Genomic DNA, 25045 nt, shown 5'->3' on the forward strand with positions numbered 1-25045 from the left:
TCAGTACGCGCCGGACAGCAGCGCGCCCGCGCCAGGCACCACCGGCTCGAGGTCGAGGGCCTTCAGCATGGCGTAGGTGGTCGCGATGGCGGCGGTCACCACGGGCTTGCCGGTCATGGCCTCGACCTTGGCGACCGAGGGCAGCGACGGCATCTGCACGCAGGCAGACAGCACGATCGCATCGACGTCCCGCGTGTTCATGCCGGCGACGATTCCCGGCAGCAGTGTCGGATCGTGGCGGCCGACTTCGAGGTTGTCGGGGATCTCCAGCGCGCGCCAGTCGACCACCTCGTAGCCTTCGTTGCGGATGTAGTCGACCACCAGCTCGGTGAGCGGCCGCATGTACGGCGCCACCAGGGCGATGCGCTTGGCGCCGATCACCTTCAGCGCGTCGACCAGCGCGCCGGCGCTGGTTACCACCGGCGCGTTGCCACCATTCTCCTCGGTGCGCCCGCGCAGGCGCTGCTCGGAGCTTCGGTGGTATCCATGGCCCATAGCCATGATCGCGACCAGGCAGGCATAGCCGAGCACGTCGACGCGCGCATCGCTCAGCTCGAGCGCGCAGCGGTCGGATTCGGCGTCCATCGCGGCCAGCTCGTCCTTCTTCACCGTCTTCATGCGCATGCGGCTGGAATGAAAGGTGAAGCGCTCGGGCCGCACCAGCTGGCGCGCGCTCAGCATGGCGGGAATCTCGGTCTCCATGGTGGTGTTCGAGCTCGGCACGATCTGGCCGATGCGGTAGCTTGTCTGGGGCATGGTGGCTCCTTCGTTGATTGAATGGGCAAGAAGGCTCAGGCCGTGTTCAGCTTGAACAGGCGCTCGGCATTGCCGTGACACACGAGCGCGCGCGTGCGTTCGTCGAGCGGTGCGGTCTCGATGAAGTCGGCCGCGGTTGCCGTCGATTCATAGGGATAGTCGACCGAGAACATCACGGCCTCGGCACCCATTTCGCCGATCGCGCCGGCCAGCGTCGCGTGCGAGCACACGCCGGAGGTGGTGATCACGATGTTGCTGCCGATGTATTCGGAAGGCGCGCGCTGCAGCGTGAGCCCGTGCGGGTAGGCGGCGAATCGGCTGTCGAAGCGCCAGCGCTGAAACGGCAGGCCTTCGCCCATGTGGCCGAGCACCAGCGTGAGGCGCGGGAAGCGGTCGAACACGCCGCCGAACAGGAGCCTGAGCGCATGCGTCGCGGTCTCTACGTTCCATCCCCACGCCGCGCCGTGCAGCTCCGGGTGGCCCGCAAAGGAGGCAGGGATCGACGGCATGTCGATCGGGTGCAGGTACAGCGGCATGTCGAGGGCCTGCATGCGTTCCCAGAACAGGTCGTAGGCCGGGTCGTCGTAGTAGGTGCCTTGCGTGTGGCCGTTGACCAGGGCGCCCTTGAAGCCGAGCTGAACGACTGCGCGCTCGAGCTCGTCTGCGGCCGCCTTCGGGTCCTGCATCGGCAGCGCGGCGAAGCCGGCGTAGCGTGTCGGGCGGCGCGCCACGCGCTCGGCGAGAAAGTCGTTGTTCATCTTTGCGCCGTCAATGGCGGCGCGCAGGTCCGTCTCGCCCTGCACGCCCGGGCCGGTCTGCGACAGGATGACCAGGTCGATGCCTGCGCGATCCATCTCGTCGAGCCGCAGCGCATCGAAATCCGTGAGCCGGCGCGACAGCTCCTCGTACACGGCCGGATCGATGTGTTGCATGAAGCTCTTCGAATAGCGCTCGAAGCCGGGCGCCATGAAATGCTCTTCCAGCGCAATCTTGCGAATCCTCGTCATCAAAAATACTCCAGGGTGAAAACTAAGAGGTGTCTGCTGTGCGATCTACAGATCGAAGAGCATCACTTCGGTGTCGGGTGCCTCCGCCGCGACGGCGAGCGCGTCGTGGTGCGTGAAGCGCAGTGCGTCGCCCGCGTGCAGCAGCACGCCCGGATCGACCCGCAGCTCGCCCGCCACCACGTGCAGGTAGCCGAGCCGGTGCTTCTCGAGGCTGTAGCCCAGCGACATGCCCCGCGTCAGGCGGCTCACGAAGAGCCGCGCATCCTGGCCGACGGTGGCCGAGCCCTCGCGTCCGTCGGGCGAAGCGATCAGGCACCAGCGGTCGCGCTTGCTGCTCTCGTCGATGCGCACAAGCTCGCAGCCCGGACTCGCGCCGCGCTCGCGCGGATAGAGCCAGATCTGCAGGTGCCGCTCGGGCTCGGAGTCGGATGCATTCATCTCCGCGTGCGCGACGCCGGTGCCGGCGCTCATGCGATGCAGTTCGCCAGCACCGAACACGTAGTCGTTGCCGAGGCTGTCGGTGTGATGGATGCGCCCGTGGATCGGGTAGGTGAGGCTCTCGATGTCGCGATGGCCGTGCCACGCGAAGCCGCGCCCCGGCGCGACCCAGTCGTCGTTCAGCGCGCGCAGCGAACCCCAGTGCGTGTGGTTGGGATCGCGGTAGTCGCCGAAGGAAAAGCTGAAGCGCGCCTGCAGCCAGTCGGTCTCCTGCGTGCCGCGCTGATGGGCGCGCCGGATGCGGCTTTCGGGGATGGCGCTCGGGGGAGAAAGGGCCTGTGTGGACATCGCGTCGCTACAATGATCAGTGTGCTAACAAAAGGGGTTCAGGTGGCATCCAGGCAGCGTCGATCAGCGCGAGAAACCGCGATTCAGGAGCCCGGAATGGAGATGACCACCGTCGATCCGGCGAAGGAACTGCTTTTTGCACGCCCCGGCTTTCTGGTTCGGCGCCTGCACCAGATCCACTACGCGCTGTTCTTTGAAGAGTGCAAGTCCCAGAACGTTACGCCGGTGCAGTACGGCATCCTGACGGCTGTCTCCGTCTTGCCCGATCTGGACCAGACATCCCTCGGCCAGGAAGTCGGGCTCGACCGCACGACCACTGCCGACGTGGTCAAGCGCCTCGAGGACCGCGGCCTGGTCGAGCGCCGGGCGAACCCTGCAGACAAGCGCATGCGTCACGTGCGACTGACGGAGGAAGGCCGCAAGGTGGTCGAGTCGCTGCGCGGCGGCATGGCGCGCGCGCAGGAGCGCCTGCTCGAGCCGCTGCGCCCGGCGGAGCGCACCATGCTCATGGACTTGATGCGCATCCTGGTCGAGGCCAACAACCAGTACAGCCGCACCGTGCTGCGCACGATCTGAGTCCTTGCTGACGATCACAACGGATACACCAGGTCGTTGGCGATGATCGTCGTGTCGTAGATCGCCTGCCGTTCCTTCAGCAGCAAGCCGCCGTCCACGCGCACGAAGCGGTCGTAGTACGTGCCGGCCATGTGAATCGTGCTTGGACCCTCGACCAGCGTCTGCAGCAGCAGGAAATTGGCCTGCGCAGCGATCTCGCCCGATGTCGATTCCGAAGTGACACGCGTGTTGGTCACCAGGTGCAGGTTGTAGCGCGGCGCGAACATCTGCGTGCGCGCGATCGCGACGGCGCGGTCATGCATCATGCCCCGGCCCTGCGCGTACACGAGGCCCACCGGCAGGCCGAGCTCGGCGTTCTCTCGCGCGGTCACTCGGTAGGTGGCGTCCTCGGCGAAGAAGTCGGGCCATGCTTCCACGTGGCCGGCATCGAGCACGGCGCAATACTCGGCGTTGAAGTCTTCGATCTCATGGCGCAGCGCGAGCGCACGGACAGGATCGATGCCGCGCTGGCGGTAGAGGGAATGGGTCGGGGTCTTCATGGCTCAGAACCCCATCACTTCGCGGTAGTAGCCGTACATCGCGCGGATCGCCGCTTCCGAGATCAACGACTTGGTCGTGCCCACGTGGTTCGAGTCGAGCTTCAGCACATTGCGGTCGGTGCTGGAGCGGCGCACGCCCTCCTGCACGAACTTCATCGCCTCGTTGTCCTCCAGGCCGAGAAAGCCGGCCGGCCCCATCAGGTTGCCCTGGCGCAGGCGATGCTGTTCCATCTCCTCGGTGTCGTCCTCGTAGCCGAACATGGTCCACTGCATGATCATGCTGTTGGGGCCGTTCGGCACGATCTGGCGTACGCCCAGCGTGTTCATCTCGCGCTGCACCACCAGGTTCGGCCAGATGGTCTGCATGGTGACCGACCAGGGCGAGTCGAACTCCTTCACGTAGTCGAGGAAGCGGTCGTCGCGCAGGCGCATGCCCTCGTGGAATGAGCGCATCTCCTTCTTGTTCTCGTCGCTGACCGCCGCGTACTTGTCCTCCTTCTTGGCCGACGCCATGGTGCCGTGGCGGCCATGGACCGGGTCCGCGATCATCGCTGCCTCGTTGCCTGCGACCAGGAGACCGAACACCACGAGGAAGGAATGCAGCAGCGTCGCGTGGTATGGGTCCTTCAGGTTCTCGTGGTACATCTTCCAGTTGCAGGGCAGCTCGTTCCTGTAGTAGCCGTGCACCTTCAGCCGCTTGCCGTTGAAGACGACGTCGAAGTCCTTCAGGATCTCCGGCGTGAGGTATTCCTCCAGCGGCTCCATGTCACTCGCATAGGAGGCGAAGATCACGCCGTTGCGCGTGGCTACGTGCAGCTTGAGGAGGCCGTGGTCCTCGTTGCGGAACTCCTTGGGCATGCCGCCCTCCCGGTTGACGCCGCGCTTGAAGGGCACGCCCTGCAGGTTGCCCTTGAGGTCGTAGGACCACTGGTGGTACGGGCAGACGAACTCGGTCGTGTTGCCCTGGCCGTGGCGGCAGAACTCTGCGCCGCGGTGCGCGCAGCGGTTCTCGAACACGTTGACCGAGCCGTCGGCGGCACGCGCCACGACCACCGGCGTCGCGCCCACGTAGGAGCGCTTGAAGTCGCCGGTGTTCGGGATCTCTGCTTCGAGCGCGACGAAGTTCCACGAGCGGCCGCGGAAGATCTTTGCCATCTCCTGGTCGTAGACCGCCTGGCTGGTGTAGACCCAGTCGGGAATGAAGTGCAGCGCGTCTTCGGGCCATTTGCAATCGGACAGTGCGGCGTCCTTGGTGCTCGGCGTCCAGTTGATGACCGCGTGGGTGCTGTACATGGAAATCTCCGTCAGGGAAGTGAATAGGTGGCGGCAACGGTGTCGCGCACCGCCTGCCGCATGGGAATCGATGCATCGCAGAGCGCTGCGGCGCGGCAGGGCGTACGCCGTTCGACGAGCGCGCGCAGCTGGCGCAGGTCGCCGCCGGCATTGACTGCGATGGCATGGCACAGACGGGCCTCGCTGTCGAAGCCGAGCAGGAGAAATTTCGGCGTCGCGTCATCGGGTGCCTGCGAGCCGCGCAGCTGGTAGGTCAGGCCCGGCACCGGCATTCCGAGCATCTGCACGTTGCAGCCGAACTGGTCGGTCCAGAACCACGGCGTGGCGGCGGGCTCGGTCGCCACGCCCAGCATCCCGCCGGCCGCGATGCGCGCCTGCTCGTTCGCGCTTTGCCAGGACTCGAGCCGGATCTCTTCGCCCAGGAGGGGCTGGAACTGACTCGTGCAGTCGCCTGCGGCGAAGATGTGCGCAGCGCTCGTGCGGCATTGCGCATCGATCCGGATGCCACCATTGACCGGATTCAGCTCGAGCCCGCTTGCACGCGCCAGTTCCACCTCGGGCACGAGGCCGATGGCGACCACGAGCAGAGCAGCGTGCAGCGCGCTGCCGTCGTCCAGGGCGATCTCGACGCCGTCGGGACACGGTCTGATCGACGTGCAGCGGCAAGCCAGCCGCAGGTCGATTCCGGTGCGACGCACACGCTGTTCCAGCCACTGCGAGAACGCCACCGGCACTGCGCGCGCCAGCACGTGTGGCGCGCTCTCGAGCACAGCGACTTCGAGCCCCATGGCGCGCGCGGTGGAGGCGATCTCCAGTCCCAGAAACCCTGCGCCGAGCACCACCAGCGACTTGCCCTGCCGCATCGCCCCGCGCAGCGCCTGCGCGTCGGCAAGCGTGCGGATGGTGTGGACGCCCGGGGTCCCTTCGGGCAGATCGGGAAGTCCGCGTGCCCGCCCGCCCGTTGCGAGCAGGCAGCGGCTGAAGGACAGCGCCTCGCCGTCGCTGCAATGCGCCACCGACCGCGCGGCATCGATCGAGGCGACCACGGTGCCGAGCCGCAGCTCGATCGAGTGGTCCGCATGGAAGCCCGCCGGGTGGATGCCGATGCGTTCGTCCATCGCGGCGTCGCACAGCACAGCCTTGGACAGCGGCGGCCGTTCGTAGGGCAGCGGCTGCTCGCTGCCAACCATCACGATGCGGCCCGCGTGGCCGAAGGCGCGCAGCGCCGCCGCTGCGGTGGCGCCTGCCTGTCCGGCGCCGACGATGAGGATGGGGTCCTCGTGCGACATCGACCGCTCCTCAGGCATCGACCAGCACATCGGTGCCCTCGACGCGCACCGGATAAACCCGGATCGGCTGCGTCGCCGGCGCGCACAGGGCAGCGCCCGTGCGCAGGTCGAAGCGCGCCTGGTGCAGCGGGCATTCGATGCAGCCGTCTTCGACGTAGCCGTCGGAGAGCAGGGCGTACTGGTGAGTACAGACGTTGTCGGTGACGTGGAACTCGCCGGCGCTGCGATAGAGCGCGAGCTGTGCGTCGCCGAGTGCGATCGGCATGACTTCGTCGTCCTGCAACTGAGTCGCAGCGGCAATCCGGATCCAGGCCATGAGGCGTCCTTTGAAACGTACACTGAGATGTTGTCGTCAGTGTACTGAACATATATCGCCTTTGTCTACGGGCTTACCCTGGCACGATTCCCGCTGTGGCGGTGCACGCCTGGCCGAGGCACCAACCTAGTGCCGATCGTTGGCAAAACTGCAGTATTCATGCCCTTGCATCGGGCGTGTCCATGCTTTCTGCACCATCCGGGATAGTCCTAGTGAAAGAGCGTTGACACTGCTTAATCTGGTCAGCATACTGACAATAATCCTGCCGTCCACGAACTGAAGTTCGCTCCGGCTCCGACTTGTTCATCACCAACTGGAGTGACTCCATGCAGCGACGCCGCTTTCTAGAGAAGACCGGGACCCTGGCGGGCCTGGCAACCCTTGCCGCACCCGCGCTGGCGCAGACGGCGCCCAGCGTGAAGTGGCGCATGTCGACGAGCTGGCCGAAGAGCCTCGACACCATGTACGGCTCGGCCGACCACCTGTGCAAGCGCGTCGCCGAGCTGACCGACGGAAAGTTCGAGATCCGGCCCTTTGCCGGCGGCGAGATCGTTCCGCCGGCGCAGAACATGGACGCGGTCAGCAACGGCACCATCGAATGCAGCCATGTGCTGGCCTCGGCCTTCATCGGCAAGGACCCCGCGCTCGCCTTCGATGCCGGACTCGCATTCGGTCTCAATGCACGCCAGCACAACGCCTGGGTACACGCCGGCGGCGGCATGCCCCTGCTGCGCGCGCTCTACAAGAAGCACGGCATCGTCAATTTCGTCTGCGGCAACGTCGGTGTCCAGATGGGCGGCTTCTTTCGCAAGGAGATCAAGTCGGTGGCCGACCTGCAGGGCTTGAAGATGCGCATCGGCGGCATCGGCGGCATGGTGCTGGCGAAGATGGGCGCAGTGCCGCAGCAGATTCCCGCATCGGACATCTACTCCGCGCTCGAGAAGGGCACCATCGACGCGGCCGAATGGATCGGCCCCTACGACGACGAGAAGCTGGGCCTTCATCGCGTGGCGCAGCACTACTACACGCCAGGCTGGTGGGAAGGCAGCGCATCGATCACGGCCATGGTCAACGAGAAGGCGTGGGCAGCATTGCCGCCGACCTACAAGGCGGCCTTCGACTGCGCGGCCTCGGAGCAGACGATGCGGATGCTGGCCGAGTACGACGCGCGCAATCCGGATGCGCTGAAGAGGTTGATCGGGCAGGGCGCGAAGCTCGCGTACTTCCCCCGGGATCTCATGACCGCGGCCTACAACGCCTCCAACGAGGTGTACGAGGAGCTTTCGGCCAGGAACGCGGACTTCAAGGCCATCTATCCCAAGTGGAACGAATTCCGCCAGAGCGAGGCGAGCTGGTTCCGGGTCGCCGAGAGCGCGCTCGACAACTTCACCTTCGCTGCAGTCACCAAGAACAAGACCTGAGTCCCCTCACGCCGGAAGCCGCCATGAACCTCCTGCTGCGCGCGTCGGGCCTGATCGACGCATTGAACCGATGCGTCGGCCGGCTGGCCTGCTGGCTGATCCTGCTGGCCGTTCTGATCAGCAGCGGCAATGCGGTCGCCCGCAAGACGCTGAACATGAGCTCGAACGCGATGCTGGAGATCCAGTGGTACCTGTTTGCGGCGGTCTTCCTGCTGTGCGCCGGCTACACGCTGCTCAGCAAGGAGCACGTCCGGGTCGACCTGATCTTTTCGCAGCTGTCGCGGCGCAAGCAGCTGTGGGTCGAGATCGGCGGCACGCTGCTGTTCCTCGCGCCGATGACGGTGCTGATCCTCGTGCTCTCCTGGGCCCCCTTCGTCGACGCCTGGGCGAGCGGCGAAGTCTCCGCCAATGCAGGCGGGCTGATCCGCTGGCCGGTGAAGCTGCTGATCCCGCTCGGCTTCGGCCTGCTGCTGCTGCAGGGGCTGTCCGAGATCATCAAGGACGTGGCCGAACTGCGCGCCTTGCGCGGCGAGCAGGGGACCGTTCCATGATCGAGCTCCTGACGGCGTACCTCGCGCCGGTCATGTTCGCCTGTCTCGTGCTGCTGCTGCTGGTCGGCTACCCGGTGGCGTTCGCCGTCGGCGCCAACGGGCTGCTGTTCGGTGCAGTGGGCATCTGGCTCGGACTGATCGAGCCGTCCCTGTTCCAGGCCTTGCCGGAACGGGTGTTCGGCATCATGTTCAACGAGACGCTTCTGGCGATTCCGTTCTTCACCTTCATGGGTCTCATCCTCGAGCGCAGCGGCATGGCCGAGGAGCTCCTGGACACCATCGGGCAGCTCTTCGGCCCGGTTCGCGGCGGCCTGGCGTATGCGGTGATCCTGGTAGGCGGCCTGCTGGCTGCGACCACCGGCGTGGTGGCTGCCTCGGTCATCTCGATGGGCCTGATTTCGCTGCCGATCATGCTGCGCTACGGCTACGACAAGCGCCTGGCCACCGGTGTGATCGCGGCGTCGGGCACGCTGGCGCAGATCATTCCGCCGTCGCTGGTGCTGATCGTGCTGGCCGACCAGATGGGCCGCTCGGTCGGAGACATGTACGCCGGCGCCCTGGTGCCCGGGCTGCTGCTGGTGGTCCTGTACATGGCCTATGTCTTCTTCCATTCGCTTTGGAAGCCGGCGGCGGCGCCGCCGTTGCCGCCCGAGGCCCGTACCCTGCGCGGCGGCGCGCTGCTGCTGAAGGTCATGACCTCGCTGGTGCCGCCGCTCGTGCTCATCTTCCTCGTCCTCGGCACCATCTTCATCGGGCTTGCGACCCCGACCGAAGGCGGCGCGATGGGGGCCGTCGGCGCGCTGCTGCTCGCACTGGGTCGGCGCCGCCTGTCGCTGCCGCTACTGAAGCAGGCGATGGACAAGACCGCCAAACTCACGTGTTTCGCGATCTTCATCCTGGTCGGTGCGACGGTGTTCGGGCTGGTCTTTCGCGCCGTGAACGGCGACGTCTGGGTCGAGCACCTGCTGCTCGACCTGCCCGGTGGACAGCTCGGCTTCCTGATCGTCGTCAACCTGATGGTGTTCGTGCTGGCCTTCTTCCTCGACTTCTTCGAGCTTGCCTTCATCATCGTGCCGCTCCTCGCGCCCGTCGCGGACAAGCTCGGGATCGACCTCATCTGGTTCGGCGTGCTGCTGGCCGTCAACATGCAGACTTCGTTCATGCATCCTCCCTTCGGCTTTGCGCTGTTCTACCTGCGCTCGGTCGCGAGCAAGGACGTGAGGACCGGTGACATCTATCGCGGCGCGATACCCTTCGTGCTGCTGCAGCTCGTGATGGTCGCGCTGGTGATCGCCTTCCCCCGGCTCGTGACCGGCAACGTCCACCAGGCGAAGGCGGTCGACCTGAGCAAGATCCGGATCGAGGTGCCGCAACAGGCGGACGATGCGTCGTCGGCCTACCCCGGAGCCGCAGGCGCGGCCAGCCCGGCGCTGCCCGGCCCCGCCAACCCGTGACCACCCCCAAGGAGACCCCGTTGGATCCAGCCAGCCACGACCCCAGAACACAAGGCCAGGGCGTCGGCGCCCGCGTCGAACGCAAGGAAGATGCGCGCCACCTGCACGGCCGCGGCCGCTTCGTTGCCGACATGGACATGCCGGAGCTCAGCGAGGTCGCCTTTCTGCGCAGCCCGCTCGCCCATGCGCGCATCGTCTCGGCACGGCTGCCGCAGGAAGGCGCCGAGCGCGTCGTGCTGCGCGAGTCGATGGCGGATGCGCTCGACATCGTGGCCGATTCCACGCTTCCAACCTACCAGTCCTCGGCCCAGCCGCCGCTCGCCTGCGGCAAGGTCCGCTTCGTCGGGGAGCCGGTCGCCATGGTGTTCGCGCCGACGCGGGCCGAGGCCGAGGACCTGGCCGAGCAGGTCGAGGTCGAGTTCGAGGACCTGCCGGTCTATGCCGATGCGGCGTCGTCGCGTGCCGCGACGGGCGAGCTGATGCACCCGGGCTGGCGCGACAACACCTTCGTCACGCTGAAGGCCGACAAGGACTTCGAGCTGCACGCGAAGCAGGCCTCGCTGGTCGTCAAGCGCTCGATCGACCTCGCGCGCCAGTGCATGGTGCCGATGGAGGGCAAGGCGGTGCTGGCCTACTGGGACCACCAGGCCGACCAACTCGTGGTGGTGAGCGCCACGCAGGTGCCGCACATGATCCGCACCGTCATCGCGCAGTGCCTGGGGCTGGAGCAGGGGCGCGTGCGCGTGATCTCGCCGGACGTCGGAGGCGCCTTCGGCTACAAGTGCGTGCTCCAGCAGGAAGAGCTGTGCGTCGCCTGGCTGGCCAAGACGCATCGCAAGCCCTTTCGCTACATCGAGGACCGCCGCGAGCACCTCATCGCCGGCGCCAACACGCGCGAGCACCACTACGAGATGACGGCGTATGCCGACGCGCGCGGCCGCCTGCTGGCGCTGGACGCCCGCATCACCATCGACGGCGGCGCCTACTCGGTGTGGCCCTTCACGATCGGCCTCGAGCCCGGGCAGGCGGTCGGAAACCTGCCCGGTCCGTACGCGTTCGGCGGCTACCGCTGCGTCACCGAGGCGGTCGCGACCAACAAGCCCGGCTTCGTGCCCTATCGCGGCGTGGCGCGCACGGGCGTCTGCTTCGCGATGGAGCTCACGATGGATGCCATCGCCCGCGCTGTCGGGCGCGAGCCCTGGGAGGTGCGCCTCGAGAACCTGGTGCCCGCGTCGGCCATGCCGCATGTCAATGTCGCCAACAAGCATTTCGACAGCGGCGACTATCCGGCCAGCCTGCGCAAGGCGTGCGAGATGATCGGGCTCGATGCCGTGCGCGAGCGCCAGCGCACGGACGAGGCCGACGGCCGGCTCATCGGCGTGGGCTTCGCCACCTACACGGAGCAGTCGGCGCACGGCACCTCGGTGTTCGCGACCTGGGGCACGCCCGTAATCCCGGGCTTCGACTCGGCCACGGTCCGCGTCACGCCCGACGGCGGCCTCGAAATGCGCGTCGGCGTCCATTCGCACGGCCAGGGCATGGAGACCACCTTCGCGCAGATCGCGCACGAGGTCCTCGGCATCGACATCGCAAGCATCAAGCTCGTGCACGGCGACACCGGCCTCACGCCTTTCTCCACCGGGACCTATGCCTCCCGCTCGCTGGTGATGTCGGGAGGTGCGGTATCGAAGGCCTGCAAGGCGCTGGCACCGCGCATCCTGCACATCGGAGCGCACCTGCTCGGCGCCACGCCGCAAGAGGTGTCGATCGAAGCGGGCCGCGTCGTCGGCCCCGCGGGCAGCGTGCCGATCAGCGAAGTGGCGCAGGCCTGGTACCTGCGCCCCGACCGGCTGCCGGCCGACGTGGACGCGCAGGGCCTCGAGGTCACGACCGGTTTCAAGCCGAAGGTCGATACCGGCGCCTTCACCTACGCGAGCCACGCGGTCACGGTCGCGGTCGACCCGGACATCGGCCACGTCGAGATCCTCGACTACGTCGTCGTCGAGGACTGCGGCACCATGATCAATCCGATGGTGGTCGAGGGGCAGACCTACGGCGGCGTTGCGCAAGGCATCGGCACCGCGCTGTACGAGGAGACGCCGTACGACCGCAACGGCCAGCCGCTGGCTTCGACCCTGGCTGACTACATGCTGCCGGGCGCGACCGAGGTGCCGAACCTGCGCATCCATCATTTCGAGACGCCATCTCCGCACACGGAGTTCGGCGCCAAGGGCATGGGGGAGGGCGGCGCGATCGCACCGCCGGCTGCCATCTTCAATGCCGTCAACGATGCCCTGCGCCCGCTCGGCGCCGAGGTGGCGCACACGCCGCTCACGCCGCGCCGCCTGCTCGAAGCCATCGCCGCCGCCCAGATCGCCGGCAGGCACAGGAAGGCCGCGTGAGGACCGAACGATGAAAGCCGCAAGCTTCGACTACCAACGACCGCCCACGCTGCAGGCGGCACTGCGCCTTCTGAGCGACGCCGGCGGCAGCGCGAAGGTGATGGGCGGCGGCCAGTCGCTCGGCCCGATGCTGAACCTGCGGCTCACGCGCCCGAAGCAGGTGATCGACGTCTCTGCCCTGGAGGAACTCCGGGGGGTCGCGCAGGATGGCGATGCGATCCGCATCGGCGCGGCCGTCACCCATGCCGAAATCGAGGACGGCGCGCATGCGCTGCTGCGCGGCGGCCTGCTGCAATCGGTCGCGGGCGGCATCGCGTATCGGGCGGTCCGCAACCGCGGCACCGTCGGCGGCAGCCTCGCGCATGCGGACCCGGCGGCCGACTGGGTGCTCGCCGCGTCGGCGCTCGGCGCAGAGGTCGAGGTCGCGTCGCAGGCGGGCACGCGCCGCGTGCCGATGGACGGATTCATGCAGGGTGCCTACACCACCGTGCTGGGCGAAGGCGAATTGCTCGTTGCGCTGCGGGTGCCGCAACTCGGTCCCGCCGCTCGCTGGGGCTACTTCAAGTTCTGCCGCAAGACCGGGGAGTTCGCCGAGGCCAGTTGCGCCGCGGTGTTCGATCCGGCGCGCAAGCTGGCCCGCGTCGTGCTCGGCGCGCTCGACGGCGCGCCCCAGGCGCTGCCTGCGCTGGCGGCCCAGGTCGCGCGCAGCGGCGCCGTGCCGTCTCGCGACGCCATCGCGGCGGCCGTTGCGGTTGCCGCGGCGTCCAAGGACGCCGTCGATCGCAAGTTGCTGGCCGTGGCCGTCGAGCGCTGCCTGGCCCAGGTTTTGACATTGGAATCCGTGCAATGACCTCCATCGCCATCGCCATCGAACTCAACGGCCGCAAGGTCCAGCGCGAGGTTCCTGCGCGCATGCACCTGGGCGACTTCGTTCGGGAAGAGGGGCGGCTGACGGGCACCCACCTGGGCTGCGAACATGGCGTCTGCGGCGCCTGCACGGTGCTGGTCGACGATCGGCCGGTGCGCTCGTGCATCGCCTTCGCGGCCGCGTGCGAGGGCCGAAGGGTGACCACGGTCGAGGGCTACGACGCCGACCCGGTGATGGCGCTGCTGCGTCCCGCCTTCTCGCGCCACCATGCATTGCAGTGCGGCTTCTGCACCCCGGGCATGCTGGCCACGGCGCGCGACATCGTGCTGCGCTTTCCCGAGGCCGACGAGGCGAAGATCCGCCTCGAGCTCTCGGGCAATCTCTGCCGCTGCACCGGCTACATGGGCATCGTCGCCGCGGTTCGCGACGTGCTGGCGCAATGCAGCACCGACGCACACGCGGACATCGCGGCGCTGCGTGGTGCATTGCGTGTCGAGGGCGGCGTTGCCGCAGCGCGCGCGTCGCCCGCACCGTTCGCGACCTTCGAAGCCGTCGACACCGGCAACGAGGCGGCGCCTGTCGAGCGCCGGGACGAGGCGGCCGAGCAGAGGGGCCCGGCCTCCTCCAGCGGAACCCGGATCCAGGGACATTTCAACGTTCCGTTCGCGCCCGCCGAAGTCTGGCGCTTCATGGCCGACCTGCCCGCCGTCGCCTCGTGCCTGCCGGGCGCCGAGCTGACCGAGCACGTCGGCGACCGGGTGAAGGGCCGCGTCGCGATCAAATTCGGGCCCATGTCCGCCAGCTTCAACGGCGCGGCGCGGCTCGAGCGCGACGACGCTTCCCGCTCGGCGGTGCTCAAGGGCGCCGGGCAGGACACGCTGAGCCAGTCGCGCGCCACCGGTGACGTGGCTTACAAGCTCGCCGAGGTGTCGTCGACGTCGACGCGCGTCGACGTCGACCTGCTGTACTCCTTGCAGGGCCCGCTCGCGCAGTTCTCGCGCTCGGGCCTGGTCAAGGATTTCGTCGGACGCCTGATCCAGGAGTTCGGCAAGAACGTGGCGCTGCGCATGGACCCCGCGCGCTCGCCCGACGCGCCGCTGCCGCCGGCACGGCTCAACGCCTTCAGCCTCGGCTGGAGCGTCTTGTGGTCGCGCATCCGGCGCATGTTCGGCGCCGGCGACTGACGAAGAGGCCGTCACCACTCCCTCATCCACCTCGACGCGCGCTTCGGCGCGTGCCGCGGGCGTCGTTTTGCCAATCGTTTCTGGAGATCCACTGTCATGAACGCATCGATTCCGAGAATTCTGGGCCGGCTGCTTGCCGGCTGCATCGGCCTGGGCCTGGCGGCGAGCGTCGCCGCACAGGGGGCGGAGAAACTGAAGGTCCGCCTCGACTGGACGCCCTGGGGCGTGCACGCGGCGATGCATCTCGCGCAGCAGAAGGGCTGGTTCGCCGCCTCCGGGCTCGACGTCCAGCTGGAAGACGGCAACGGCTCGGTGACGACGGTGCAGATCGTCGGCGCCGGCGACCAGTTCGACATCGGCCATGCGGCCCTGGCCTCGATGATGATCGCGCGCGACAAGGGCCTGCCGGTGAAGGGCGTGGCGGTGTTCGCGCGGCTGAGCGACGTCGGCCTGCTGGTGCCGCAGGGCGCGGACATCAAGGGGCCGAAGGACCTGAAGGGGAAGAAGGTAGCCTACACCGCGGGCTCGCTCGAGGCGCCGTTCATCGACGCCTTCCTGGCTGCCGGCGGGCTGAAGAAGAGCGACGTCGAGCTGATCAATGTCGACGCCGCCGGCAAGGCTGCCACCTACGCGGCCGGGCGCGCCGATGCCGCGTTCTCCACCATCCCCTTCTTCCTGCCGGTGGTGTCCCAGACCCGCCCGTCCGAAGCGATCCGCTTTGCCGACTACAACCTGAACATGCCCAGCTTCGGCCTGTTCACCTCCGAAGCCAAGATCGCATCGAAGCGCGAGGCGATCGCGAAGTTCGCCAGCGTCACCGCCGCCGCCTGGCAGTACGTCTACAGCGGCCACGAGGACGAGGCGGTCGACGCCATCGTCGCGCAGCGCCCGCAGGCCAAGCTCGACAGGAAGGTGCTGCGCGGACAGATCGATGCACTGCGCGGCTTCTTCCAGCTGCCGGCGCCCGCCGGCCAGCCGCTCGGCGCGCCGGTGGCGGCCGACTGGGGCGTCGCCGTGAAGACGCTCGGCGACGCCGGCCTCCTCAAGTCGATCAAGGACGGCAACGACTTCTTCGTCCCCGGTTTGGTCCGGCCCGTCACGCTCTCCGCTGCGGCACCCAAATGAGCGCCGCCACGATCCATGCAGCCGGCGTGCGCAAGGTCTACGAAGGCGCGCGCGCGCTCACCGCGCTCGACGGCATCTCGCTCGACGTGCGGCCCGGCGAGTTCGTCAGCATCCTGGGCCCGAGCGGCTGCGGCAAGAGCACCTTCCTGCGGTGCGTGGCCGGCCTGGAAGCCATCAGCGGCGGCGAGCTGCGGGTCGACGACCGGCCCGTCGCGGGGCCGCCCGACCACGTCGGCATGGTGTTCCAGCGCGATGCGCTGCTCGAATGGCGCACCATCGAACGCAACATCCTGCTGCCGATCGAGTTCGCCGGAAAGCCGACCGATGCCTATCGCGCGTCGATGGCGCAGCTGCTCAAGCTGACCGGCCTTTCCGAGTTCGGCGACCGCTATCCGCGCGAGCTCTCCGGCGGCATGCGGCAGCGCGCTGCCATCTGCCGCGCGCTCATCGACCAGCCCAGCCTGCTGCTGATGGACGAGCCCTTCGGCGCGCTCGATGCGCTCACGCGCGACCAGATGAACGTCGAGCTGCAGCGCATCTGGCTGGAAACGCGCAACACGGTGATGTTCGTCACCCATGGCATCGCCGAGGCGGTGTTCCTGGCCGATCGAGTCATCGTGTTCTCGCCGCGGCCGGGGCGCATCGCCGACGTCATCGAGGTCGACCTGCCGCGGCCGCGTCGGCTCGCGGTGCGCGAGACCGCGCAGTTCGGCGCCTGCACGGGCCGCATTCGCGACCTGTTCCACGAGATGGGACTCATCAACGAAGAGCCCGGCGCGGTCAAGGAAGAGGTGGAGGCATGAATACCTGGATGGCGAAAGGCCGCCAGTGGCTGGTCGGCGCGGTGACGATGCTGGTCTTCCTGCTCGCGTGGGAAGCGCTGGTGCGGCTGCTGCATGTGCGCCCGATCACCTTGCCGCCGCCAAGCGCGGTGCTCATCGAACTGGCGAGCGAATGGAGCTGGTATCTCGATCACACCGCGTACACGCTCCTGACCACGCTCGGCGGCTTCGCGCTGTCGGTGCTGGTCGGGGTGGCGTTGGCGATGATGCTGGTCGGCTCGCGCTGGTTCGAGCATTCGATCTATCCGCTGATCGTGGCCTTGAACAGCGTGCCCAAGGTCGCGGTGGCGCCGCTCTTCGTCATCTGGCTCGGCACCGGCTCGGAGCCGAAGATCGCGATCGCATTCCTCATCGCCGTGTTCGCCGTCATCGTCGATGCGGTGCACGGATTGCGCTCGGTGCCTCAGGACGTGCTCGACCTTGGCCGCGTGTTGAAGGGCTCGACGCTCGACTTCTTCCTCAAGGTGCGGCTGCCCTGTGCGCTGCCCTCGATCCTGACGGGCATGAAGGTCGCGATCTCGCTCGCGCTGGTTGGCGCCATCGTCGGAGAGTTCGTGGCTTCGCAGCGAGGGTTGGGCTACGTCATCCTGAGCGCGCAGGGCACCTTCGACACCACGCGGGTCTTCGCGGCAGTGTTCATGCTCGCGCTGCTGGGCATCCTGCTCTACGGCGCGCTGGCGTGGACCGAGCGACGGGCGACCCCGTGGCGGCGCCCCGGCTGAGGGCCTCGATCTTTTTCCAAGGCGGGTCGCTTCGGCAAGACCCGTGAAATCGCCAGAACGGTCGCCTTCCTGCTGTCGGACGGTGCCGGGTACATCACGGGGCAGAACGTTCGGGTGGACGGCGGGCTCGTCCGGGCGCTGTAGGGCAGCGGCAACGGGCTGCTCGATGGGCGCGGTGCCGTGCAGCCTCACCTTGTCGAGGCAGTGCGATAGCCTGTCGTCATGGATTCATTGATTGCCGCCGCTGCACGCACTCTCGCCGCCGGCGACGCGCTTGGCGCCCTCAAGCGCGTCGCCCTGCGCGACGACCCGCCGGCGCTGGCTTTGCGGGGCATTGCCATGGCTCAGCTCGGGGAGCACGTGCGCGCCCGCGAACTCCTGCGCAGCGCCGCGCGCGGCTTCGGCAGCCATGAGGAGCTTGCGCGCGCGCGCTGCATCGTTGCCGAGGCCGAGGTGGCGCTCGCCATGCGCGACCTCGGCGGGTCGTCGCGATCGCTGGCGGCGGCATCGGCCACGCTGGAGGCGTGCGGCGATCATGCCAATGCTCTGCAGGCGCGGCTGATCGCGGCGCGCCGGTTGCTGTTGCTCGGCCGGCTCGAAGAGGCCGCGGTCGCGCTGGCATGGCTCGATGCGCGTGGGCAACCGCCGTCACTGGAGGCGGTGGCCGAGTTGACCGCGGCCGAGCTGGCACTGCGCTCGCTGCGCACCGATGCGGCCCGTGCGGCGCTCGCCCGTGCGCGCGAGGCCGCCCATCGCGCCCGCGTGCCGGCGCTCCTGGCCGAGGTGGAGGAGACGCGCGCACTGCTGGATCGTCCGGCCGCCCGGCGCCTCTGCGCCGGGGGTGTCCAGCCGCTGCGCCTCGATGAAGTTGCTGCACTCCTGAACTCCGGCGCGCTGGTCCTCGACGCCTGCCGGCGCGGCTTGGGCATCGAGGCCGCGTGGCGGCCGCTGGCGCGGCGGCCGGTGCTTTTCGCATTGGCGCGCGCGCTCGCCGAGGCATGGCCAGGCGATGTCGATCGGGAAGCCTTGATCGCGTGCGCATTCCGCATCCGCGACCCCGACGAAACGCATCGAGCGCGTCTGCGGGTCGAGATCGGCCGTCTGCGTGCGCTCGTCAAGGCGTTGGCCCGCATCGACGCCACCGCGCGGGGCTTCGTCCTGAAGCCACGCGATGAGCGCGCTGTCGTCGTACTGGCGCCGCCCATCGACGGCGAGCAGGCTTCGCTGGTGGCGCTGCTTTCCGATGGCGCGGCCTGGTCGACTTCGGCCCTGGCGTTGGCCTTGGGGGCCAGCCAGCGCACCGTTCAACGCGCGCTCGTCGAGCTCGAGGCGCAGCGACGTGTGCGTTCGATCGGGCGGGCCCGAGCGCAGCGCTGGCTGTCGCCTCCCCTGGCGGGATTCACGACGATCTTGTTACTCCCCGCCGCGCTCGCGCTTGACTAGAGTTGTCTCCGGGCGCCAGTCCTGGCGCATCACAAGGAGCAACCGGTGACCAGCAAGACCAGCAAGAACAGAACCCAGACCACGGTCCAGGCGGCCGAGATCGTGCGCGAGTACGGCCCCTTCGCCGGCGCCAGCAGCGTGCACGGCGTGACTCACGATGGCCAGCGCGTCTGGGCCGCCACCAGCGCCGGGCTGGTCGCGTTCGACCCCGGAAGCGGCGAGCTCACGCGCACCCTGGCCTGCGTCGGCGACGCAGGCACTGCCTTCGACGGCAAGCACCTCTATCAGATTGCCGAATCGCGCATCGACAAGATCGATCCGGCGACCGGCGACGTGGTGGCATCGATCCCTGCGCCGGGCAATGGGAGCGACTCGGGGCTCACCTGGGCCGAGGGCAGCCTGTGGGTGGGGCAGTACCGTGATCGCAAGATCCACCAGGTCGATCCCGCGTCAGGCGCGGTAATTCGCACCATCGAGTCCAACCGCTTCGTCACCGGCGTGACCTGGGTCGATGGGGAGCTGTGGCATGGGACCTGGGAAGGCGACGACAGCGACATCCGGCGGATCGACGCGCAAAGCGGCGACGTGCTCGAACGACTTGAAATGCCGCGCGGCACCGGCGTCAGCGGGCTCGAGTCTGACGGGGGCGGTCTCTTCTACGCCGGCGGCGGAGGGAGCGGAAAGGTGCGCGCCGTGCGGAGGCCCGCAGGCGTATCGAACCGCGACAGGGGCAGATCGTGAATGCGGCCGTCCTCGAAGATGGAGCGGGTGTGACACCACGATCGCTGCCAACCGGAACCGCCCGCCAAGCCTGCGGCCCATTCATGCGGCACGCCTGACTCAAGGCCGTGCGGCCCCGCTGGAGCAGACGTCATGGCAAGCCTTTGGCCCTGGCTGGCAATCGCAGGGCTTGGCGCGCTTCATGGGCTGAATCCCGCCACCGGCTGGATGTGGGCTGCTGCCTGGGGCGTGCGCTCGCGTGATCGGGCGCAGGCGCTGCGGGCGCTGGTGCCGATCGCGATCGGGCATGCCGCCTCGGTCGCGCTTGTGGCGGCCGCGGTGGCGCTCGGCCTGTCGATGGACCGCGTGCTGCTGCAAGCCGTGGCGGGCGGCCTGCTGGTCGTCGCCGCGGGGCTTCACCTGTGGGGCCGCACGCCGCAGAGGGCGCGTGCGCCGGCGGGACATGCCGGGCTGGCCCTCTGGTCCTTCATGATGTCCACAGCGCACGGCGCCGGATTGATGCTGGTGCCCGCGCTGGTCCCGCTTTGTTTCGCAGGCGCGCCGGCCCGGGAGATCAGCACATCGGACTCGTTGATGCTGGCGCTCGCCGCCGTCGGCCTCCACACTGCGGCCATGCTCGCCGTCACCGGCTTGGTCGCCACCGGAATCTGCCGCGGCTTCGACGCCGGCGCCCGCTGGCTCCTCAGGCCGTCATGCCGGATCGATTCGAATCCTGCCGCAGGGTCTGCCTTCCCATCGCCCGAACTGCATGCAACACGGGAAGGGCCGCGAGCGCCGCAGCCAGATGCTTGAGGGTGTGACCCGATACCAGTTCGTGCGTCGCCTCGAAGATTGCATGGTCCGACAGCTCGAACAACTTGGCAAGGCCGTAGAGAAAGATCACCCAGCCTGGCTTGAACCCGATACCGCTGCCCATCGGTTTGGCGAGGGCCAGCGTCAGGAGCACCGCCATGCCGCCGAACTGGACCAGCGCCCACGGCAGCACATTGCCGGTCTTGTGAAAGACGGCCACCGCCAGCAACCCGCCGGCCAGCGTGAGCCAGGCCGCCGGCGAGCCGGCGCGCGCGCTCACGCGGTCGCAGACCGCAACGCCCACGATGCCGGCGAACGCGACGGCCATGCCGGCACGATCCGCGGCCAGCCTCAGGCTGTCGGGGTGGAGGTGATAGAAGGCCGACCCCGCGGCGGTGAGGATCAGTCCCACGAAGAACATCCGGGCGCAGTCGAGTGCGTTGCCAGGCTGTTTCGACGCCGATGGCGGCGACACGGCGTCCTGAGCGGCTTCCCGTGCCCGGTCCGGCCGGAGCAGCCGCAGCAGGCCCCAGATGCCGATCGCCGCGAAGGGCAGGCTGCTCAGCACATCCATCGCGTTCGGCAGTCCGTGCCAGGCACGGCGGTCGGCAAAGGGCGCGCTTCCCAGTTCAGGGGATGGCAGGGCGGGTCCGGCGAAGGCGGTCACCCACAGCGAGGCGAAGAAGACCAGCAGTGCGCATTCGCGAGGGCAGAGGGATGGCAAAACCATGGTGAAACTCCCGGGCCGCGCTCATTGGAGACCTTCGGCTGCGGTGCAATTCGACTTGGGAGCGGCCCGGCGTCTCATGCCGCCTTCGGCTCCGGGAGGATGGCCGTCAGCGCGAAGTCGACGAGATGGAGCCAGGTCGCTTCGAGGCCCATGATGTTGTGGTGGTCGGAGCCGGTGATCGTCTGCACGCTGACGGGCGTCGGCCAGGCCGCGATGAGCTTCTGCGAGCGCTCCGGCAGCACCACGTCGTCCCGCTCGGCCAGGAGGACCTGGGTTTTCGCGGCGACTTCCTTGCAGTGCGTCAGGGAATTGAACTGGTGCCGCAGCAACAGCGAAAGCGGAACGAGCGGGAAGCGCTTCTTCGCCACCTCGAGCATCGAGTCGTAGGGCGTGACCAGCTGCAGGCTCGAGAATTCCTGCCGCGCCACCAGCTGAATGGCCACCCCCGTTCCCAGGCTTCGACCGACGACGTGCAGGCGCGCGTGCGGGAGGGCCCGTCGCAAGTGATTGGCAAACTGGCTCGCGTCCTGCACGGAGGCCAGCTCGGAGGGGTGCCCCTCGGAGTCGGCCACCCCGCGATAGTTGATCGCCGCGAATCCGAAGCCGTCCGGAAGCCAGTGCAGCGCCTGCGCCGTGGCGCGGACATCCTCGCCGCGACCCGCGAAGTAGATGAACAGGTCCTGCAGCGCTTCCTCGCCATGGGGGTGGTAGACGTAGCCGCGCACCATCCCGCCCGGCACGGTGTGCGAATAGGTGGAAAAGTCGTCGGACAGGTGGACGACGGGGTGCTTGCGGGCGTTGAACAGGATATGCCCTTGGCGCGCCGCCAGGAGGGCCCAGTAGGCCGCGATGCTGCCGATGGCGGCGGCCGAAGCCGAGAGTGCTATGCGAAAGGCTCTGGATGACAAGGTTTGCTTCTCAGTGGCGGGTATGGACCTTCAGCCGCAGGGTGACGTCGGCCCAGCCCCTTGATTTCAACCGCGCCTGGAGCGCAGGCACCAGCTGCCGCAGCTTGGCCGCCGCGGCACTGCCTCGCACCAGCAGGCACCAGGTGTTGCCTTCCACCGGTCCGGCCTGGACTGCGGAGCGCATCTCGGGCGGGATCAGCTCCTGAATGGCCTGGAGCCGTTCGGAGGCGTCGCGCGCGCGCGCCATCAGGCTGGCCAGCGTGGGCGAATCCTCGGCGGCTTGCTGCAAGGTGAGGGGGTGGAGACGACGGTTCATGACAAGGTGCTGAAATGGCAACGCGGCTAAAATGCCCGGTTTGCCGGCACTCGTGCCGGCGGGGGCCGTCCCATTTGGCGTGTTGATTTTGCGCCAGGCGCGCCCACCTGCTTTCACTTTCTTAGGAATTTCGGTCGCGGACCCGCATGCCATGGGGTCGCTGTCGACCCGCTCGCATGGCAACCAATTTCCTGACCCAGATCTTCGGCAGTCGCAACGACCGGCTCCTCAAGCAGTACCGCAAGACGGTCGATCGCATCAATGCGCTCGAGCCGGGCTTCGAGAAGCTCAGCGATGACGCATTGCGTGCGAAGACCCAGGAGTTCAAGGACCGGCTGGGACGGGGCGAGACCCTTGACGATCTGCTGCCCGAAGCCTTCGCCGTCGTGCGCGAAGGCTCCAAGCGCGTGATGAAGATGCGCCACTTCGACGTGCAGCTGCTGGGCGGCATGGCGCTGCATTTCGGCAAGATCGCCGAGATGCGCACCGGCGAAGGCAAGACCCTCACCGCCACGCTGCCGGTGTATCTCAATGCGCTGACCGGCAAGGGTGTGCACGTGGTGACGGTGAACGACTACCTCGCCAACCGGGACGCCCGCTGGATGGGCCGCCTCTACAACTTCCTCGGGCTCACGGTCGGCATCAACCTGCCGCAGATGCCGCGCGAGGAGAAGCAGCAGGCCTACGGCAGCGACATCACCTACGGCACCAACAACGAGTACGGCTTCGACTACCTGCGCGACAACATGGTCTACGAGACGCAGGACCGGGTGCAGCGCGGGCTGAACTACGCCATCGTCGACGAGGTGGACTCGATCCTGATCGACGAGGCGCGCACCCCGCTGATCATCAGCGGCCAGGCCGAGGACCACACCGAGCTCTATCTGGCGATCAACAAGGTCGTGCCGCTGCTCACCCGCCAGGAAGGCGAGGCCGATCCGCGCACCGGCGAAGGCGTGACCAAGCCGGGCGACTTCACGGTCGACGAAAAGACGCACCAGGTGTTCCTGACCGAGGATGGCCACGAGAAGGCCGAGCGTGTCCTTTCCGAGTTCAAGCTGCTGCCCGAGGGCGCCTCGCTCTACGATCCGGCCAACATCACGCTGATGCATCACCTCAATGCGGCGCTGCGTGCGCGGCATCTCTACCACCGCGACCAGCACTACGTGGTGCAGCAGGGCGAGGTGGTGATCGTCGACGAGTTCACCGGCCGCCTGATGACCGGGCGCCGCTGGAGCGACGGCCTGCACCAGGCCGTGGAAGCCAAGGAAGGCGTGGAGATCCAGGCCGAGAACCAGACCCTCGCCTCGATCACCTTCCAGAACTACTTCCGCCTCTACGCCAAGCTGGCGGGCATGACCGGCACGGCCGACACCGAGGCCTACGAATTCCAGGAGATCTACGGCCTGGAAACCATGATCATCCCGCCCAACCGCCCGAGCAGGCGCGAGGACCAGCTCGACCGCGTCTACAAGACCACGCGCGAGAAATACGAGGCGGCCATCCAGGACATCCGCGAGTGCTACGAGCGTGGCCAGCCGGTGCTGGTGGGCACCTCGTCCATCGAGAACTCCGAGATCATCGACGAGCTGCTCACCCAGGCCGACCTGCCGCACCAGGTCCTCAATGCCAAGCAGCATGCGCGCGAGGCCGAGATCGTGGCCCAGGCGGGCCGGACCAAGATGATCACCATCGCGACCAACATGGCCGGCCGCGGCACCGACATCGTGCTCGGCGGCAACGTCGAGAAGGCGATCGAGGCGGTCGAGATCGACGAGGTGATGGACCCTGCCACCAAGGCGTCCGAGATCGCGCGCCTGCGCGCCGATTGGGAGAAGGACCACGAGTTCATCAAATCGGTCGGCGGCCTGCGCATCATCGCCACCGAGCGCCACGAATCGCGGCGCATCGACAACCAGCTGCGCGGCCGCTCGGGCCGCCAGGGCGACCCCGGCTCCTCGCGCTTCTACCTGAGCCTGGACGACCCGCTGATGCGCATCTTCGCGGGCGACCGCGTCAAGGCCATCATGGACCGCCTCAAGATGCCGGACGGCGAGGCGATCGAGGCCGGCATCGTCACCCGCAGCATCGAGAGCGCGCAGCGCAAGGTCGAGGCGCGCAACTTCGACATCCGCAAGCAGCTGCTGGAGTACGACGACGTCTCGAACGACCAGCGCAAGGTGATCTACCAGCAGCGCAACGACATCCTCGATGCCGGCGACCTCACGGCCCAGATCGAGGCCCTGCGCGAGGGCTGCTTCACCGACCTGGTCCGCCAGTACGTGCCGGCCGAATCGGTCGAGGAGCAGTGGGACCTGGCTGGCCTCGAGAAGACGCTCGCGAGCGAGTGGAGCATCGACATCCCGCTGCAGAAGGAAGTGGAAGCCGCCACCGCCATGAGCGACGACGACATCGTCGAGAGGGTGATCGCCGCGGCCAACGAGGCCTTCAACGCCAAGGTGGCCCTGATCGGCCAGGAGAACTTCACGCAGTTCGAGCGGATGGTGCTGCTGCAGAGCATCGATACCCACTGGCGCGAGCACCTGGCCTCGCTGGACTACTTGCGCCAGGGCATCCACCTGCGCGGCTATGCGCAGAAGCAGCCCAAGCAGGAATACAAGCGCGAGGCCTTCGAACTCTTCGGCCAGCTGCTCGATTCCGTCAAGAACGAAGTCACGCGCCAGCTGATGACGGTTCGCGTCCAGTCCACCGAGCAGCTGGAGCAGGCCGCCGAGGCCATGGAAAGCCGCGGTGAGAACCTGGCCAACATCACCTACAGCGCGCCGACCGAGACCGGCGAGGTGGAGATCCGCGTCGACGAGGAAAGCCAGCGCCGCCTGGCGGCAATGGCCACCGGCGGCCTGCCGGCGGGTGCCGCTGCCTTCGCGCGCGTGGGCCGCAACGATCCCTGCCCCTGCGGAAGCGGCAAGAAATTCAAGCACTGCCACGGCAAGCTCAGCTGAGCCGCATCTTCTAGGGGAATC

At 67.9% G+C, this 25045-nt stretch carries 24 protein-coding genes and 1 pseudogene; 15 read left to right on the forward strand and 10 right to left on the reverse strand.

The genetic code is table 11. The features are described 5' to 3' along the window. Genes E5P3_RS07855 through E5P3_RS07865 form a run of 3 tightly spaced genes read right to left on the reverse strand, consistent with a single transcriptional unit; the run spans position 1 to position 2549 of the window. Positions 1-756, reverse strand: a complete 756-nt coding sequence (locus E5P3_RS07855; RefSeq protein WP_269473973.1) for a maleate cis-trans isomerase family protein — start codon at positions 754-756, stop codon at positions 1-3. A 35-nt stretch (positions 757-791) separates the two neighbouring features. Next, complete coding sequence (locus tag E5P3_RS07860; RefSeq protein ID WP_162585462.1) at positions 792-1763, reverse strand: amidohydrolase family protein; 972 nt, start codon at positions 1761-1763, stop codon at positions 792-794. A 45-nt stretch (positions 1764-1808) separates the two neighbouring features. Continuing rightward, the gene (locus E5P3_RS07865) at positions 1809-2549 is read right to left on the reverse strand and encodes a pirin family protein (protein WP_162585463.1); all 741 of its coding nucleotides are present in this window, start codon (positions 2547-2549) and stop codon (positions 1809-1811) included. A 96-nt stretch (positions 2550-2645) separates the two neighbouring features. On the opposite strand from E5P3_RS07865, the gene E5P3_RS07870 reads away from it, so the two are divergent. After that, a complete protein-coding gene (locus E5P3_RS07870) occupies positions 2646-3125 on the forward strand; it encodes a MarR family winged helix-turn-helix transcriptional regulator (RefSeq protein WP_162585464.1) in 480 nt (159 codons plus the stop codon). A gap of 14 nt (positions 3126-3139) precedes the next feature. On the opposite strand, the gene E5P3_RS07875 is transcribed toward E5P3_RS07870, so the two are convergent. Genes E5P3_RS07875 through E5P3_RS07890 form a run of 4 tightly spaced genes read right to left on the reverse strand, consistent with a single transcriptional unit; the run spans position 3140 to position 6562 of the window. Beyond that, complete coding sequence (locus tag E5P3_RS07875) at positions 3140-3664, reverse strand: aromatic-ring-hydroxylating dioxygenase subunit beta (RefSeq protein WP_162585465.1); 525 nt, start codon at positions 3662-3664, stop codon at positions 3140-3142. 3 nt (positions 3665-3667) lie between these two features. Continuing rightward, positions 3668-4957 carry an aromatic ring-hydroxylating dioxygenase subunit alpha gene (locus E5P3_RS07880; RefSeq protein WP_162585466.1) on the reverse strand — a complete coding sequence of 430 codons (1290 nt, stop codon included), beginning with the start codon at positions 4955-4957 and terminating at the stop codon, positions 3668-3670. Positions 4958-4968: 11 nt separating this feature from the next. Then, positions 4969-6246: an NAD(P)/FAD-dependent oxidoreductase gene (locus tag E5P3_RS07885; protein ID WP_162585467.1), complete on the reverse strand. Its 1278-nt coding sequence runs from the start codon at positions 6244-6246 to the stop codon at positions 4969-4971. Between the two features lie 10 nt (positions 6247-6256). After that, a complete protein-coding gene (locus E5P3_RS07890; RefSeq protein ID WP_162585468.1) occupies positions 6257-6562 on the reverse strand; it encodes a non-heme iron oxygenase ferredoxin subunit in 306 nt (101 codons plus the stop codon). A gap of 326 nt (positions 6563-6888) precedes the next feature. On the opposite strand from E5P3_RS07890, the gene E5P3_RS07895 reads away from it, so the two are divergent. From E5P3_RS07895 to E5P3_RS07955, 13 genes and pseudogenes are all read left to right on the forward strand, one after another. Further along, the gene (locus tag E5P3_RS07895) at positions 6889-7983 is read left to right on the forward strand and encodes a TRAP transporter substrate-binding protein (RefSeq protein ID WP_162585469.1); all 1095 of its coding nucleotides are present in this window, start codon (positions 6889-6891) and stop codon (positions 7981-7983) included. A gap of 23 nt (positions 7984-8006) precedes the next feature. Beyond that, a complete protein-coding gene (locus tag E5P3_RS07900) occupies positions 8007-8534 on the forward strand; it encodes a TRAP transporter small permease subunit (protein WP_162585470.1) in 528 nt (175 codons plus the stop codon). Continuing rightward, positions 8534-9988, forward strand: coding sequence for a TRAP transporter large permease (locus E5P3_RS07905; protein WP_197894007.1), 1455 nt, complete (start codon positions 8534-8536; stop codon positions 9986-9988). The genes E5P3_RS07900 and E5P3_RS07905 overlap by 1 nt, the downstream gene beginning before the upstream one ends. A 20-nt stretch (positions 9989-10008) precedes the next feature. Further along, the gene (locus tag E5P3_RS07910; RefSeq protein WP_162585472.1) at positions 10009-12390 is read left to right on the forward strand and encodes a xanthine dehydrogenase family protein molybdopterin-binding subunit; all 2382 of its coding nucleotides are present in this window, start codon (positions 10009-10011) and stop codon (positions 12388-12390) included. Positions 12391-12400: 10 nt separating this feature from the next. Then, positions 12401-13240: an FAD binding domain-containing protein gene (locus E5P3_RS07915; protein WP_162585473.1), complete on the forward strand. Its 840-nt coding sequence runs from the start codon at positions 12401-12403 to the stop codon at positions 13238-13240. After that, positions 13237-14442, forward strand: coding sequence for a xanthine dehydrogenase family Fe-S subunit (locus E5P3_RS07920; RefSeq protein WP_162585474.1), 1206 nt, complete (start codon positions 13237-13239; stop codon positions 14440-14442). The genes E5P3_RS07915 and E5P3_RS07920 overlap by 4 nt, the downstream gene beginning before the upstream one ends. A gap of 96 nt (positions 14443-14538) precedes the next feature. Beyond that, positions 14539-15567 carry an ABC transporter substrate-binding protein gene (locus E5P3_RS07925; protein ID WP_162585475.1) on the forward strand — a complete coding sequence of 343 codons (1029 nt, stop codon included), beginning with the start codon at positions 14539-14541 and terminating at the stop codon, positions 15565-15567. Continuing rightward, entirely contained in the window at positions 15564-16370 is an 807-nt protein-coding gene (locus E5P3_RS07930; RefSeq protein WP_162585476.1) for an ABC transporter ATP-binding protein, read from the forward strand. Before E5P3_RS07925 ends, E5P3_RS07930 begins: the two co-directional genes overlap by 4 nt. Beyond that, positions 16367-17131, forward strand: a complete 765-nt coding sequence (locus E5P3_RS07935) for an ABC transporter permease (RefSeq protein ID WP_162585477.1) — start codon at positions 16367-16369, stop codon at positions 17129-17131. The genes E5P3_RS07930 and E5P3_RS07935 overlap by 4 nt, the downstream gene beginning before the upstream one ends. Before the next feature lie 21 nt (positions 17132-17152). After that, positions 17153-17275, forward strand: a pseudogene (locus E5P3_RS07940) (SDR family oxidoreductase); the annotation flags it as partial. Between the two features lie 78 nt (positions 17276-17353). Further along, the gene (locus E5P3_RS07945) at positions 17354-18574 is read left to right on the forward strand and encodes a helix-turn-helix domain-containing protein (RefSeq protein WP_162585478.1); all 1221 of its coding nucleotides are present in this window, start codon (positions 17354-17356) and stop codon (positions 18572-18574) included. Positions 18575-18619: 45 nt separating this feature from the next. After that, entirely contained in the window at positions 18620-19315 is a 696-nt protein-coding gene (locus tag E5P3_RS07950; RefSeq protein ID WP_162585479.1) for a hypothetical protein, read from the forward strand. A gap of 132 nt (positions 19316-19447) precedes the next feature. Beyond that, entirely contained in the window at positions 19448-20107 is a 660-nt protein-coding gene (locus tag E5P3_RS07955; protein ID WP_232073038.1) for a hypothetical protein, read from the forward strand. Here the strand turns inward: E5P3_RS07955 and E5P3_RS07960 are convergent. The 3 genes from E5P3_RS07960 to E5P3_RS07970 form a co-directional block, all read right to left on the reverse strand. After that, positions 19998-20837, reverse strand: a complete 840-nt coding sequence (locus tag E5P3_RS07960) for a hypothetical protein (RefSeq protein ID WP_162585480.1) — start codon at positions 20835-20837, stop codon at positions 19998-20000. The two genes, E5P3_RS07955 and E5P3_RS07960, sit on opposite strands and share 110 nt — an antisense overlap. A gap of 74 nt (positions 20838-20911) precedes the next feature. Next, the gene (locus E5P3_RS07965) at positions 20912-21745 is read right to left on the reverse strand and encodes an alpha/beta hydrolase (RefSeq protein WP_162585481.1); all 834 of its coding nucleotides are present in this window, start codon (positions 21743-21745) and stop codon (positions 20912-20914) included. A gap of 10 nt (positions 21746-21755) precedes the next feature. Continuing rightward, the gene (locus E5P3_RS07970; RefSeq protein ID WP_162585482.1) at positions 21756-22061 is read right to left on the reverse strand and encodes a DciA family protein; all 306 of its coding nucleotides are present in this window, start codon (positions 22059-22061) and stop codon (positions 21756-21758) included. 176 nt (positions 22062-22237) lie between these two features. Between E5P3_RS07970 and secA the strand changes: the two genes are divergently transcribed. Continuing rightward, positions 22238-25024, forward strand: a complete 2787-nt coding sequence (gene secA / locus E5P3_RS07975; protein WP_162585483.1) for a preprotein translocase subunit SecA — start codon at positions 22238-22240, stop codon at positions 25022-25024. Positions 25025-25045: the final 21 nt, after the last annotated feature.

The organism is Variovorax sp. RA8 (genome assembly GCF_901827175.1).
Taxonomy (GTDB): Bacteria; Pseudomonadota; Gammaproteobacteria; order Burkholderiales; family Burkholderiaceae_C; genus Variovorax.